Origin of the sequence: Enterococcus sp. DIV0436a (assembly GCF_051711605.1) — a bacterium.
Taxonomy (GTDB): domain Bacteria; phylum Bacillota; class Bacilli; order Lactobacillales; family Enterococcaceae; genus Enterococcus_B; species Enterococcus_B faecium.
This window is the reverse complement of sequence record NZ_JBIONA010000001.1, coordinates 1275531-1290446: the sequence shown is the minus strand read 5'-3', so window position 1 is coordinate 1290446 and position 14916 is coordinate 1275531. Positions and strand designations below refer to the sequence as shown.

The 14916-nt window shown below is 40.5% G+C and carries 14 protein-coding genes; 1 reads left to right on the top strand and 13 read right to left on the bottom strand.

Annotated elements, in window-relative coordinates:
- Positions 1–47 precede the first annotated feature (47 nt).
- The 10 genes from IGL15_RS06265 to purC form a co-directional block, all read right to left on the bottom strand.
- Positions 48–962, bottom strand: coding sequence for an aldo/keto reductase (locus tag IGL15_RS06265; protein WP_002288005.1), 915 nt, complete (start codon positions 960–962; stop codon positions 48–50).
- Between the two features lie 121 nt (positions 963–1083).
- Positions 1084–2358: a phosphoribosylamine--glycine ligase gene (purD, locus tag IGL15_RS06260; RefSeq protein ID WP_104765175.1), complete on the bottom strand. Its 1275-nt coding sequence runs from the start codon at positions 2356–2358 to the stop codon at positions 1084–1086.
- Between the two features lie 15 nt (positions 2359–2373).
- Positions 2374–3909, bottom strand: coding sequence for a bifunctional phosphoribosylaminoimidazolecarboxamide formyltransferase/IMP cyclohydrolase (gene purH, locus IGL15_RS06255; RefSeq protein ID WP_104765174.1), 1536 nt, complete (start codon positions 3907–3909; stop codon positions 2374–2376).
- Positions 3906–4484, bottom strand: a complete 579-nt coding sequence (purN, locus tag IGL15_RS06250; protein ID WP_002288010.1) for a phosphoribosylglycinamide formyltransferase — start codon at positions 4482–4484, stop codon at positions 3906–3908. The genes purH and purN overlap by 4 nt, the downstream gene beginning before the upstream one ends.
- On the bottom strand, positions 4481–5533 hold the full coding sequence (gene purM / locus IGL15_RS06245; RefSeq protein WP_002288011.1) for a phosphoribosylformylglycinamidine cyclo-ligase: 1053 nt from the start codon (positions 5531–5533) through the stop codon (positions 4481–4483). Before purM ends, purN begins: the two co-directional genes overlap by 4 nt.
- 22 nt (positions 5534–5555) lie before the next feature.
- Positions 5556–6995, bottom strand: coding sequence for an amidophosphoribosyltransferase (gene purF, locus IGL15_RS06240; RefSeq protein ID WP_086300118.1), 1440 nt, complete (start codon positions 6993–6995; stop codon positions 5556–5558).
- Positions 6980–9202 (bottom strand): phosphoribosylformylglycinamidine synthase subunit PurL, encoded by a 2223-nt coding sequence (gene purL, locus IGL15_RS06235; RefSeq protein WP_104765173.1) that lies wholly within the window; start codon positions 9200–9202, stop codon positions 6980–6982. Before purL ends, purF begins: the two co-directional genes overlap by 16 nt.
- A complete protein-coding gene (gene purQ / locus IGL15_RS06230) occupies positions 9203–9874 on the bottom strand; it encodes a phosphoribosylformylglycinamidine synthase subunit PurQ (RefSeq protein ID WP_002331835.1) in 672 nt (223 codons plus the stop codon).
- A gap of 1 nt (position 9875) precedes the next feature.
- The gene (purS, locus tag IGL15_RS06225) at positions 9876–10130 is read right to left on the bottom strand and encodes a phosphoribosylformylglycinamidine synthase subunit PurS (RefSeq protein WP_002295474.1); all 255 of its coding nucleotides are present in this window, start codon (positions 10128–10130) and stop codon (positions 9876–9878) included.
- A complete protein-coding gene (purC, locus tag IGL15_RS06220) occupies positions 10130–10858 on the bottom strand; it encodes a phosphoribosylaminoimidazolesuccinocarboxamide synthase (protein WP_104765172.1) in 729 nt (242 codons plus the stop codon). Before purC ends, purS begins: the two co-directional genes overlap by 1 nt.
- 255 nt (positions 10859–11113) lie before the next feature.
- Here purC and IGL15_RS06215 point away from each other — a divergent pair, with 255 nt between their 5' ends.
- The gene (locus IGL15_RS06215; protein WP_010727810.1) at positions 11114–11491 is read left to right on the top strand and encodes a hypothetical protein; all 378 of its coding nucleotides are present in this window, start codon (positions 11114–11116) and stop codon (positions 11489–11491) included.
- 181 nt (positions 11492–11672) lie between these two features.
- Here IGL15_RS06215 and purB read toward each other — a convergent pair whose 3' ends face one another.
- The 3 genes from purB to purE are packed head-to-tail and all read right to left on the bottom strand — an operon-like array spanning position 11673 to position 14586.
- Complete coding sequence (gene purB, locus IGL15_RS06210) at positions 11673–12968, bottom strand: adenylosuccinate lyase (RefSeq protein WP_438767074.1); 1296 nt, start codon at positions 12966–12968, stop codon at positions 11673–11675.
- Positions 12969–12980: 12 nt separating this feature from the next.
- Entirely contained in the window at positions 12981–14105 is a 1125-nt protein-coding gene (gene purK / locus IGL15_RS06205; RefSeq protein ID WP_002306867.1) for a 5-(carboxyamino)imidazole ribonucleotide synthase, read from the bottom strand.
- Positions 14098–14586, bottom strand: a complete 489-nt coding sequence (gene purE / locus IGL15_RS06200; RefSeq protein ID WP_002303771.1) for a 5-(carboxyamino)imidazole ribonucleotide mutase — start codon at positions 14584–14586, stop codon at positions 14098–14100. Before purE ends, purK begins: the two co-directional genes overlap by 8 nt.
- Positions 14587–14916: the final 330 nt, after the last annotated feature.

The following is a 14916-nucleotide window of genomic DNA, read 5'->3' as shown; positions in this document are numbered from 1 at the left end:
TTCTGTCTTTTTAATTTATAGCCCTTTTGACCTGCTTATGACAATCTTTAAGGTAAAATGTTTCCAGCAGCACGGTACAATTCGTACCAATCTTCCCGAGACATATTAATTTCTGAAGCTTGAGCGATTTCCTTGATTCGCCCTACGTTCATCGTACCGGCGATCACTTGCATATTGGCTGGATGGCGCAAAATCCAAGCAGAAGCCAAGCCAGTTGGTGTCGTTTGATATTTAGCTGCTAGTTCTTCTAATGTTTGGTTTAATTCAGGGAATTTTTCGTTCCCGATAAATACACCTTCAAAAAATCCATACTGGTATGGTGACCATGCTTGGATCGTCATATCATGCAATCGGGAATAATCAAGTACACTACCGTCATGATCGATACTTGCTTCATCTGTCATATTGACATGAATCCCTTGATCGATCATTCCAGTATGTTTCAAGCCAAATTGCAGCTGATTAGCTACTAATGGTTGACGAACATATTTTTTCAGCAATTCGATTTGCATTGGTTTTTGATTGCTGACGCCAAAATAACGAACTTTTCCTGACCGTTCCAATTCATCAAACGCTTCAGCTACTTCCTCTGGTTCTACCAATGTATCTGGACGATGAAGAAGTAAAGCATCCACATAATCCATTTTCAGACGGGTCAAACTTTTTTCTACAGATTCAATGATATGTTTTTTAGAAAAATCAAACATCACACCTGGAACGATTCCACATTTTGTTTGAATAAAAAGATCTTCTCGTTTGATTGATGTTTTTGCTAGAGCATCTGCAAAGATTTCTTCACATTCACCGTTTCCATAAATATCTGCATGGTCAAAAAAATCAATGCCGTTTTCATAAGCTGTCTCAATCACTTTTACTGGATCTTCCGCATTGTTGATACGCATACAGCCTAAGATCACTGCAGCTGCTTTCTGATCAGAAGTACCTAATTGAATTTTTTTCATCTGAACTCCTCCTTATTTATATACACAACAAAAGTGTACCACACTCTTTATGAAAAGGATTCACTAAAATCGGCGCTTCCGATTATGTTTGTTGTATTTTTTATAAATGGAAGCAGCTGATTTACTTCACGATCAGTTCGCTATTGGCAGCTTTTTCTCCAATATCTGTACGATAAAATGTTCCATCTGTCGTTTTATCCATTAACGCGGTGTAGATTTTTTTCTGTGCTTCTTTGATCGTCTCACCGTATGCTTCTACTAAATAAAGACGTCCTCCTGCTCCAACTAGTTTGCCGTTATTTGAGGAAACTCCAGCATAGTAAACAGAAAGCTCTTCTTCCGGAAAATCTGGTAGAACCATTCCTGTCTCATATTCTTCGGGGTAACCGGCAGCTGCAACCACAACGCCTACATTGTATCCTTCTTGCTGCCACTTTAACTCTATTGTACGATTCTCTAATAAATCATCGATTACTTGCGCAAAGTCACTCTTCAACCGAGAAAGAACGACTTGCGTTTCAGGATCACCGAAACGCGCATTGAATTCGATCACTTTTGGTCCTTCCTTCGTAGCAATCAAACCCGCATATAAAACACCCGTGAAAGAGCGTCCTAGTTCTTTCATTCCCAAAGCCGCTGGTTTTAAAACTTCTTCCACAGCTTTTTCAATCATCTTTTTTGAAATTTGCGGTACTGGTGAATAAGCACCCATTCCGCCTGTATTTGGCCCTTTATCGTTATCAAATGCCCGCTTATGATCTTGCGAAATGACCATCGGATACACCTTGGTATCACGGACAAACGCCAAAAGGGAGAATTCTTCTCCTGCCAAAAACTCTTCTACGACGATTTTTTTGCTGCTATCCCCAAATCGATGCTGGTTCAACATTTGTTCTGCCGCATCCAGCGCTTCCTTCACTGTGGCAGCCACGACTACACCTTTTCCAGCTGCTAAGCCATCTGCTTTCACTACGATTGGCGCACCGTTTTCTTTGATATACGCCGCTGCTTTATCGTAACATTCAAAACTTCTGGATTTAGCTGTCGGGATTTGATAAGTATCCATTAATTGTTTAGCAAAACTTTTCGAACCTTCGATCAGAGCTGCTGCTTTTGTCGGACCGAAGATTTTCAATCCTTCCGCCATAAAATCATCGACGATCCCATTTAACAAAGGAACTTCAGGACCAACGATACTCCAATCAATAGCCTTTTTCTTAACAAAATGAATTAACGCTGAATGATCTTGCTCACTGATAGCGACACAATTGATACCATCTTTTGTCATCCCCGGATTTCCTGGCGCACAATACACCGTATCCACCTTCGGACTGGCTAAAAGTTTTTTACTTATTGCATGTTCACGACCACCTGCACCGATTACCAAAACGTTCATTTATCCGACTCCTCTCTAATGTCTAAAATGCCGAACATCAGTAAAGACCATTGCTAGATCGTATTTATTCGCCATATCAATAGAATCTTGGTCTTTGATGCTTCCTCCTGGCTGAATGATTGCTTTTATACCATGTTTGGCTGCATATTCAACCGAATCATCCATTGGAAAATAAGCATCGCTAGCTAAAACTGCACCTTCCATTTTCTCTTGCGCTTGTTCAATCGCAATTTTTACTGAACCGACTCGATTCATCTGCCCGGCTCCGATTCCTACTGTCTGACGTTCGTTTGCCAGTACGATCGCATTAGATTTCACATGTTTGACAGCTTTCCAAGCAAACGCCAATGCTTTTGCTTCTGCTGGAGTCGGCTTACGTTTTGTCACGACTTTCCACTCTTCTTCATTTTCTATTGCCAGATCTTGATCTTGTACAAGAAGTCCACCTAAGACTGAGACCGTTTCTTCTCGATTTTGATTTTCTTCCTGCGCAAAGTCTATTGTCAGTAATCGGATGTTTTTCTTTTTTTGCAGTAATTCCAAAGCTTCTTGTGTATAAGAAGGGGCAATGATGATTTCTAGAAACAGCTTATGCATCTGTTCTGCTGTTGGCAGATCTACTTCTCGATTCAAAACGATGATCCCACCAAAGATTGAAACAGGATCTGCTTCATACGCTGCTTCCCACGCTTCTAAAATCGTAGATGCTGTCCCAATACCACAAGGATTCATGTGTTTCAAGGCGACTACCGTTGGCTCGTCATATTCCTTCATGATCCGTAGCGCAGCATCTGCATCTCGGATATTATTATAAGAAAGTTCTTTCCCATGGAGTTGTTTTGCTGCTGCGATCGAATATTTTTCCAGAAGAGCGGACTGATAAAAGGCAGCGGCTTGATGGCTATTTTCACCGTAACGAAGCGTTTGTTTTCGTTCATACGTAAGTGTCAATTTTTCCGGTTCTTTTTCTTCCACCCAATCCGTTAAGTATTGAGCGATCAGTGCATCATATGCCGCAGTATGACGAAAGACTTTTGCCGCTAGTTTTTGTCTGAAAGAAAGTGAAGTATGCCCATACTGACGTAATTCTGAAAGTACTTCTTCATAGTCAGATGGATCAACAACAGAGGTGACAAATTCATGGTTTTTTGCTGCACTACGGAGCATACTAGGACCACCGATATCAATGTTTTCAATAGCTTCTGCTATTTCGACATCTGGTTTCATAATCGTTTCTTTGAAAGGATATAAATTGACACAAACAAAGTCGATTGGTTGGATATTTTCCGTTTCCATTGCCTCCATATGGCTAGGGAGATCGCGTCTTCCTAAAAGACCACCATGGATTTTAGGATGAAGTGTTTTGACACGGCCATCCATCATTTCAGGAAACCCTGTCACTTCTTCGATCGAAAGCGTTTTGATCCCAGCTTTATCCAACGCATGCTTTGTTCCTCCTGTTGAAATGATTTCTACTCCTTGTTCAATCAAACCTTGGGCGAATGCTACAATCCCAGTTTTATCTGATACACTGATCAATGCTCTTGTCATTTCAGATAGCCTCCATTTTCAATAATTTCACTAATCACTTCTGGATAGATTCGATGCTCTACTCTATGGATTTTTTCTTCTAAAGAATCGAACGTGTCCTCCTGTTCAATTCTCACTTTTTCCTGCCGGATGATTGGTCCAGTATCTACACCTTGGTCGATATAATGAATTGTGACACCCGTTTCTTTTACTCCAGCTTCAAAGGCATCACGTATGCCATGCAAACCAGGGAAGGCAGGTAAAAGAGACGGATGGATATTGATGATTCTTTTATCATAATTTTTCAGCAATACCGGTCCAATGATTCGCATATATCCAGCTAATACGATCAAATCGATCTTTTTTTCTTTCAATTTATGCAAAATTGCTTCTTCATACTCTTTTTTTGAATCAAATTCTTTAGGTGAAAAACAATCTGCCGGTACACTCAACGCAGTTGCACGTTTCAAAACATATGCTTCAGGCTGATCACAAAACAACCAGTCAATCGAAGATTCCAATCCTTTTTTCGATAGATAATCGGCTAGCGCTTGAAAGTTGCTTCCGTTTCCAGAAGCAAAAACAGCGATTCTCATCGTTCTTCTCCTATAAACACCACACGATGTTTTTCTTTGGCGATCACTTTCCCGATTTCATAAACTTTTTCGCCAGCTTGCTCAATTTCGTGTACTATTTCTTTTACTTTCGATTCTTCGACTGCCAGGACCATACCGATGCCCATATTGAAGATTTCATACATCTCCATCTCAGGAATTTCACCATATTTTTGTAAACAGCCGAATATTGGAAGAATCGGCCATGAGCCAAGTTTGATTTGTGCAGCCATAGATTCTGGTAACATTCGCGGGATATTTTCTACAAACCCTCCACCAGTGATATGTGCAGCTCCTTTTATTTTCTTTTCTTTGATCAGCGGAAGCAAGGAAGAAACATAGATTTTCGTTGGCTCAAGCAATTCTTCGCCAAGTGTTTTTTTCAATTCTGGCAGTTTTGATGATAAAGAAAACTGCTGCTGCTCAAAGAAAATTTTGCGAACAAGAGAGTACCCATTTGAATGAATCCCGCTAGATGCTATTCCAAGCAACACATCTCCTGGGTTGATCGTTTCTCCTGTCAATAATTGAGATTTTTCAGCTATCCCTACAGCAAATCCGGCTAGATCATAATCATTACCTGAGTACATACCAGGCATTTCAGCTGTTTCTCCGCCAATCAGCGCCATATTTCCTTGAACACATCCATCTGCTACACCTTTTACTACATTTTCCAAACGTAACGGATCATTTTTCCCCGTTGCTAAGTAGTCTAAGAAATATAACGGCTCTGCGCCTTGTGCTAAGATATCATTGACACACATCGCTACGCAGTCGATCCCGATTGTATCGTGTTTGTCTGCTTCGATTGCCACTGCTAATTTTGTCCCCACACCATCGGTCCCCGAGACAAGGACTGGCTCTTTTAATTGAAAGACCGATAAATCAAAACAACCGCCGAATCCTCCTATAGCGCCCATCATACCTAAACGTTCCGTTTTTTTGACATGCTTCTTGATCCGTTCTACTACTTCATATCCAGCTTCGACATCTACGCCAGCTTTTGCGTATGCATTTGCCATTGAATTCATATACTCCCTTCTTGGTCTGCTTTTAAAAGAACGATACTTTTTCTTTTAGCGATTCCTGATACTTTTCTTCATAGTCATATAACGGCGTTGGATAATCTCCGTTGAAATAAGCCATACACAATCCTGAATACGGGCCATCCTTTTTCAGTCCAATCGATTCGATCAGACCCTCTTCACTTAAAAATCCTAAAGAATCTGCACCGATACATTCTTTGATTTCATCAATCGTGTGATTTGCCGCAATGAGTTCTTTACGCGTTTGAATATCAATCCCGTAAAAACATGGATATTTCAAAGGAGGAGAAGCAATCCTCACATGGACTTCTTTTGCTCCTGCTTCTTTCAAAAGATGGACGATCCGTCTGCTTGTCGTACCCCGAACAATTGAATCATCGACCATAATCACCTTTTTACCTTCCACTACTCCTCGTACAGCAGATAATTTCATTCGAACACCTTGCTCTCTTAGCTCAGGCGTTGGCTGGATAAATGTTCGGGCAATGTATTGATTTTTTACTAATCCGATTTCATAAGGAATTCCACTAGCTTCCGCATAACCGCTTGCGGCTGACAAAGAAGAATTAGGTACGCCAACGACCATATCTGCTTTTACTGGCGATTCTTTCGCTAAATTCCGTCCCATATTTTTCCGTGCAGTATGCACATTGATCCCTGCGATGTTTGAATCTGGTCTGGCAAAATAGATATATTCCATCGAACAAATGGAAAGCTGCGTATTCTTCGTAAAGCAATCAATCTGGATTCCTTCGTCATTGATAATCACTATCTCTCCAGGCTGGACATCTCTTATAAAACGTGCCCCGATAACTTCTAATGCACAAGTTTCCGAGGCAATCACGTATGCTCCGTTTTTCATTTGTCCGATTGCTAATGGACGAAAACCATTTGGGTCCAAAGCGGCAATCATTGCCGTTTCTGTCATTAATAAATAGGCAAAGCCACCTTTGACTTCATTCAAAGCACTTTTTAATTTATTTAAAAAATCTGTTTCTTCACTTCGTCGGATCAAATGCATCAATATCTCCGTATCGGAGTTAGAATGGAAGATCGCCCCATTTTCCTCTAACTCTTTTCTAAGGGAACGAGCATTGATCAAGTTACCATTATGCGCTAAGCCGATCGACTGATCATGAAATTTGAATAGAAAAGGCTGAATATTGTCCACACTTCCATTGCCTGCTGTTGCATAACGTACATGTCCGATTGCAGCTTCTCCTGTTAACTGCTGCAATTTTCTTTGATCTTTGAATACCTCAGAAAGTAGGCCCAAATCTCGATGCCCCTTAAGCTTTCCTCGATCATTGGACACGATACCCGCACCTTCTTGTCCTCGATGCTGAAGACTATGGAGCCCGAAGTATGCCACACTAGCGGCGTCTGGATGACCCCAAACACCGAAGATCCCGCATTCTTCATTTAAACTCTTCACTTCATAAGACATACGATTGCATCCTCCCAGCACTTTCTTGCTATTGCAGTTTCTATTTTGATCTGACCGTCAGTTGCTGAAATTTCGATCATCGCTTCTTCCGTCACTTTTCCTGCTAAAATAGCAGAATCACCCATCATTTCTTCGAATCGTGTCTTATTTTCCGGTGCGACTGTCAACACAAATCTTGATTGAGTTTCTGCAAATAATTGAGCAGAGGATAATTCAAACTGTACAGATATCCCTAGCTGATGTTTGAAAGCTGATTCTGCCAGTGCAATTGCCAAGCCACCTTCTGAACAGTCATGAGCACTTTCAATCAATCCGTTTTGGATGGCTGTCAATACTAACTCTTGGTTTCTCTTTTCAATGGATAGATCAAAGTTTCGGATCACACCTTCGATTCTTCCAAGCTGCATCTTTTGTAATTCACTGCCATCAAAATCTGCAAACGTCTTACCTAATATATAGATTAGATCCCCTGATTTTTTGAATTCCTGAGTAGTGATATGTTTATGATCCTCAATCAATCCGACCATACCAATCATTGGTGTTGGATAGATTGCTTGACCATCCGTTTCATTATATAAAGAGACATTTCCTGAAATAACAGGAGTTCCTAACGTTTCACACGCAGCAGCAATTCCGTCAGCTGAAGTCGATAATTCCCAAAAAACTTCTGGTTTATCAGGAGAACCATAGTTCAGGCAGTCGGTGATCGCCAAGGGCTTACCACCGCTAGCAATAATATTTCTAGCAGCTTCTGCCACTGCTATTTGTCCTCCGATTTTTGGATCCAAATACAGATAGCGCGCGTTGCAGTCTGTGGTCATAGCTAACGCTTTATTCGTCCCTCTAACCCTCATCACAGCAGCATCGCTTCCTGGACGGACAACTGTATTTGTTTGTACTTGTGAATCATAAGTTTCGTAGATTGAACGTTTCGAAGCAATCGTCGGTTGCTGCAGCAGATCAAGCAATACTTGTCCAGGTTCTTCGATAACTGGCTGATAAGGAGCTAACTGCTGAAATTCTACGATTCGAGCTGGTTCTTTCATTTCTTTATGATAAACTGGTGCATCTTCAGCTAATGCATCGACTGGCAGATTTGCTACTTCTTCTCCTTGATGATATAGCCGATACTGCCCGTCGTCTGTTACTTTCCCGATAGTGACTGCATCTAGATCATACTTCTGAAATAGTTCTTGGATTTTTTCTTCCTCTCCTGATTTGACACAAATCAACATCCGTTCTTGTGATTCCGATAGCATCATTTCATAAGGCGTCATTCCAGTTTCTCTTTGTGGGACTTCATCTAATGTCAATATAAGTCCTGAACCAGCTTTTGAAGCCATTTCCGCACTAGATGAAACAAGTCCTGCTGCTCCCATATCCTGTATACCTATTAGAGAATCCGAATGATGCAAGATTAATTCCAAACACGCTTCAAGCAGCAGCTTTTCCATAAAAGGATCGCCTACTTGTACAGCAGAACGTTGCTGTTCTTCTTCTTGATTAAATTCTTCTGAGGCAAAAGTTGCTCCGTGGATACCGTCGCGACCTGTTTTTGCACCTACATACATGATCGAATTACCGACGCCAGCGGCTTGCCCTTTCTGGATATGTTTGTGTTCAATCAAACCTACGCACATTGCATTGACTAATGGGTTTCCTTCATAACAAGGATCAAATGCAATTTCGCCGCCTACAGTCGGTATGCCGATACAATTGCCGTATCCGCCGATACCTGCAACTACTTCTTCTAGTAAATATTTCGTTCTTGGATTATCTAATTCGCCGAACCTCAATGAATCTAGCAACGCAATTGGACGAGCCCCCATGCTGAAAATATCTCTGATGATTCCGCCAACTCCTGTCGCAGCTCCTTCATAAGGCTCCACGGCTGAAGGATGATTGTGACTTTCTGCTTTGAAGACAACTGCTAGTCCATCACCGATGTCGACGATGCCTGCGCCTTCTCCAGGGCCTTGCAACACATGAGGTCCACTAGTAGGAAATTTGCGTAGAACCGGTTTAGAATTTTTATAGGAACAATGTTCGCTCCACATAACAGAGAACAGTCCAGTTTCCGTATAATTAGGCATTCTTCCTAAGATATCTTCTTCGATCATTCGATATTCTTCATCAGTCAATCCCCATTCGGCATAGATTCTTTTTTTCTTGATCTCTTCAGCTGTCGGTTCTTTCAATGTTTTCATCTATACGGTCACCTTTCCGAAGTTTTTTAAAATGGAAGCAAAGAACCGTTTCCCATCTTCTGATCCTAGCAAGTCTTCTACTGCACGTTCTGGATGAGGCATCATTCCTAACACATTCCCTGCTTTGTTCGTAATCCCTGCAATGTTTTCCACGCTGCCGTTGATGTTGTCATTATAAGTAAAGGCAATCTGATTATTTTTTTTTAGTTCTTGAAGTGTTTCTTCGTCACAGAAATAATTTCCTTCCCCATGAGCAACTGGAAGATAGATTATTTCGTCGGCTTCATACTCTGAAGTAAAGGCCGTCTTGGGGTTGACTTCCAATGGTACAGTTTTGCAAATAAAATGCAAAGACTCATTTCGTCTCAGTACACCTGGCAAAAGTCCTGCTTCTGTCAATATCTGGAATCCATTGCATGTACCGAATACTGGTTTCCCTTCTTCAGCAAAACGAATCACTTCTTCCATGATTGTAGAAAACCGGGCAATCGCACCACATCTTAAATAGTCTCCATATGAGAATCCTCCTGGCAGTAAAACACCATCAAATCCTTCTAAAGAGGACTCATCATGCCGAACGAATTCGGCATCAGCACCCATGATCTCGCGAACTGCCCATAACATATCTGCGTCACAATTTGAACCTGGAAAAACGATGACCGCAAATTTCATGTTATACTTCCTCCATTTTTTTGATTTCATATCGATATGTTTCCATATTTACATTTGCAAGCAGCTTGTCACAAATCGTTTCAATCACTGTATCGATTGGTTCTTCTGCATCAGCAAGTTGTATCTCAAAGTATTTTCCTATACGGATATCTTCGATTGTTTCATATCCCATACGATGGACTGCTTTTTTTACTGCCTCCCCTTGAGGATCTAACACTGAATCTTTATAGGTTACATATACTTTTACGAAATACATCAAACTCGCTCCTTTTCTTCAGTTAGTTCCGATAGACGGTTATATACTTCTTGATAGACTGGGATCAAATCACCTAGATCTCTGCGGTAAACGTCTTTGTCCATATGTTCATTCGTACGTTCATCCCATAATCGGCAAGTATCCGGTGTTACTTCATCCGCAAGCAAAATTTGTCCATTCGACCGGCCAAACTCTAGCTTGAAATCTACTAAAACCAAACCGACCTTAGCAAATAATTCGGTCAAAATTTCATTAATAGCCAACGCTTGGGCTTTCAGCTCACTGATTTCTTCCGGTTTTGCAAGTTGTAAGAAATAGATATGCTCTTCATTGATAAATGGATCATCCAACTGGTCATCCTTATAGTAGAATTCAATGATTGGTTTGATGAATTCTTTACCTTCGGGAACACCTAGACGTTTTGAGAAACTTCCTGCTGCAATATTTCGGATAACCACTTCCAGAGGGATAATTTGTACTTTTTTTGCTAATTGTTCGGTTTTAGACAATTGTTTAATAAAATGATTTTTTATTCCTCTTTGAGTCAGATAACGGAAAATTGCACTTGTGATTTGATTATTCAATTCTCCTTTTCCACTTATCTGGTCTTTCCTCGCTCCATTCAACGCAGTTGCTTGATCTAAATATTCTATCCAAATCAAGTTCTCATCAGAAGTAAGATATATTTTTTTGGCTTTTCCTTCATACAAAAGTTCTTTCTTCTCCATGTACGTCTCTCCTTTTTATTTACATTAAAAGCAAATACATCGTTTTTTGTTCGTGTTTTCACTTTAAATTTTAGCAATCATCTTTTTATAAATCAACAAAAATATGTACATTTAAGGCATTAGATTCTTTTAATGTTCGTGTTTTATCAGAAACAAAAATCTTACACCATCAACAAGCGTTTACATTTATACTTAATGATGGTATATTAGAATTAACTAAAAATTTGGATAATGGGTTCGAGGAGGCACTTGCCGATGGAAGATGCAATAAAACAAGGTCAGCTTTTTTTATCAGAATTAACAGCTGAAGAACGTTCCTGTCTATATAATGATTTGCTGTCGATCAAAGACGTTTATTTATGCAATAAAGATACTAGTTTTTATACATTCCGAAAAATCCGCCGAGCAACCAAGCGCTGTGCTGAATGCCGTAAAAGGACTTTTCTTTATCAGACAGAACACAAAGGCGAACTTTCAATCAGTCAGATTCATGAACAGAAGCGTTTCAAAAATCATTATCGTATCCAGATCTTATTCAATGGACAAGAGATGGAATACGCTTTTCTCGAAAACTTGCTGCAACATCTCCATAACGAGCATTTTAGTTATAATAGTCACGCCATTTATGCTTGACTCCTACATTTTGTATAGATAAAGGTACGATAAAGCAGTAGTATGTCGCTTTTAAAGTCAGGTTCCTATCATTGATAAGAAAACATAATAAACTAAAAGAAGCAGAACCGCTAACGGATCTGCTTCTTTTTTGGTTATTTTTGCTATTCTATTTTAATTGAATTTTGCAACTCACTCTTCTTTATTCCAAACCTACTCGTTTGAATATCACGTCAACGTTTTTCAAATGATGATGATAATCAAAGGCATCGTCTATTTCTTCTTTAGATAATACCGATGTGATGGTTGGATCTTCTTCTAACAGCGGGCGGAACTGCACTTGGTTGTCCCAAGCGTACGCAGTTTTTGGCTGAACAAGATCATAAGCTTCTTCTCTTGTCATTCCCTTATCGATCAATTTCAGCATAACGCGCTGGCTATAAATCAAGCCAAATGTTGCAGACATATTCCGCTTCATGTTTTCAGGAAAGACCGTTAGATTTTTAACGATATTGCCAAAACGATTTAACATGTAATTCAATAAAATCGTGGTATCAGGCAAGATGATTCGTTCTGCTGAAGAATGAGAAATATCTCTTTCATGCCATAATGTGACATTTTCATAGGCAGTGACCATGTGTCCGCGCACCACTCTGGCTAGACCAGCCATATTTTCTGAACCGATCGGATTCCTTTTGTGCGGCATAGCAGAAGAACCTTTTTGACCTTTCGCAAAAAATTCTTCTACTTCACGTGTTTCGGATTTTTGCAATCCGCGTATCTCTGTTGCAAAACGTTCAATACTTGTAGCAATAAGCGACATCGCTGAGAAATATTCAGCATGTAGATCCCGAGGGAGAACTTGAGTAGAGATTTCTTGTGGACGGATCCCCAATTGTTTACATACATACTCTTCAATAAATGGCGGGATATTTGCGAACGTCCCCACTGCTCCTGAGATTTTTCCTGCTTCTACTCCTTTTGCCGCATGTTCAAATCGTTCGATGTTCCGTTTCATTTCTGAATACCATGTGGCAAGTTTCAATCCAAAAGTAGTTGGTTCAGCATGGACACCGTGTGTCCGACCCATCATCACTGTATATTTGTGTTCTTTTGCTTTTTCGCCAATGATTTCCGTAAAACGTTTCAAGTCTTCCCGTAAAATATCATTTGCTTGCTTGATGAGATAGCCATAAGCAGTATCTACGACATCCGTACTTGTTAGACCATAATGGACCCATTTTCTTTCTTCTCCCAATGTTTCAGAAACTGCTCGTGTAAAAGCAACAACATCATGGCGTGTTGATTTTTCGATTTCCAAGATCCGATCGATATCAAATGATGCATGCTCACGGATTTTTTTCACATCTTCTTGCGGGATTTCACCAAGTTCTGCCCAAGCTTCATCTGCTAAAATCTCGACTTCAAGCCACGCACGGTATTTGTTCTCTTCCGTCCAGATATTCCCCATTTCAGGGCGTGTATAACGTTCTAACATGTTTTTTCTCCTCTAATCCCAAATATTCGTTTGTTTGATTTCTTCCAGCGTTTGCTGGATATCTTCTGTCAAGATAGTGATATGTCCCATCTTGCGACCTTTTTTTGCTTGTTTTTTTCCATAGAAATGAAATTGCCAGTCTGGCTTATTCTCGATCAAGCGATAGCTTTCCAGCAGTTGTTCTCCCAAAACATTGACCATCACTGCATTGCTTGTCAGACGCACTTTTTCTCCTAATGGCCATCCGCAAATACCTCGAATATGGGCATCGAACTGACTCATAGAACAAGCTTCGATAGAATAATGTCCAGAATTGTGAGGACGAGGAGCTAATTCATTCACATATAGCCCGCCTGTTTTTGTTAAAAACATTTCTACCCCTAAAACACCTGAAAGGCTCACTGCTTCTGCAATCACACGGGCAATACGCTCAGCCTCCTCGATCACATCCTGATCAATCGCGGCTGGAGCAATCGTTTCATGAAGAATATTGTTGTGGTGGATGTTTTCCACGACCGGAAAAGTCGTGAAATCTCCTTGACCATTTCCTGCCACCATGATCGAAATCTCTTTTTCAAACGGGATCCATGCTTCTAAAACACAGGTTCCTTCTCTTAAAAGGTCCATGGCAGGAGCTAGATCCGCCCGACTTTTCAAAACATACTGCCCCTTGCCATCATAGCCGCCTCGAGTGGTTTTCAAAACACAAGGATAGCCGATCCCGTCAATCGCATCTTGGATATCCGTCGGACTGACGATCGTTGCATAAGGAGCAATCACGATGTTGTTCGTTTCCAAAAAAGATTTTTCTAACAGGCGGTCTTGCGTAATCGCAAGCAAGTCTGTCCCTTGAGGAATAAATGACATGGGTAAAATCGCATTTAACGCCTCTACACTGACATTTTCGAATTCATAGGTAATGACATCTGTTCTTCTGGCAAGCTCTTTCAGCGCAAAGGTGTCATCATAGACACTTTCAATGTGCCAATCTGCAACTTGTGCGGCTGGACAATCGCTCACAGGATCCAGCACACCTACTTTAAAGCCCATTTCTTTTGCACTAATCGCCATCATACGACCTAATTGACCGCCACCGACGATCCCGATCGTTGAACCAGGCAACAAAGGTTTAACCAAGTTGATCACTACTTTCTATAACAGTTTTAGCCAACATTGAACGTCTTTCAGCCAATTTAGCCTCCAATTCTAAATCATACATGGAAAGCATCTGTATCGCAAGTAGTCCAGCATTAATTGCTCCCGCTTTTCCGATTGCTGTAGTAGCTACAGGTACTCCTCCAGGCATTTGGACAATCGAAAGAAGCGAATCCAAACCATTTAATGTTCGTGATTGGACCGGTACACCGATAACCGGCAAAGTTGTTTTTGATGCGACCATACCCGGCAGATGCGCGGCTCCCCCTGCTCCTGCAATAATGATTTTGATTCCTTTTTTTCGAGCGTTTTGTGCATATTCAAACATCAAATCTGGGGTTCGATGAGCAGAAACGACCTTTTTTTCATAAGACACACCGAATTCATCCAATATTTGACATGCTTCTTTCATTGTTTCCCAATCTGAAGTACTCCCCATAATCACAGAGATTTTTGCTGTCATTGTTTTTCCTCCCAGTTTTTCTACATTCATATTTTAACAATCACTTTTTTTGATGTCAAAGAAATTTCGAATGTTAACAAAGAAAAACATTTTATTGTTCGTGTTTATTAAAGATGAAAAAAAGGAATGTGACAAAAGTTAGGTCACATTCCTTTTTATGGATAAACGGTGTTCTCCTGCCAACTCCTCGGTCACAAGGAACAATATTCAACAAACATGAGAAGCTTTTTTTTGAAATTGTTCCTTGTGACTCGGAGATGAACGGCAGGCTCACGACCTCTTCCTTCAACGGTGTTCAATCAGCTGACCCTCGGTATTAGCTCAAACAAA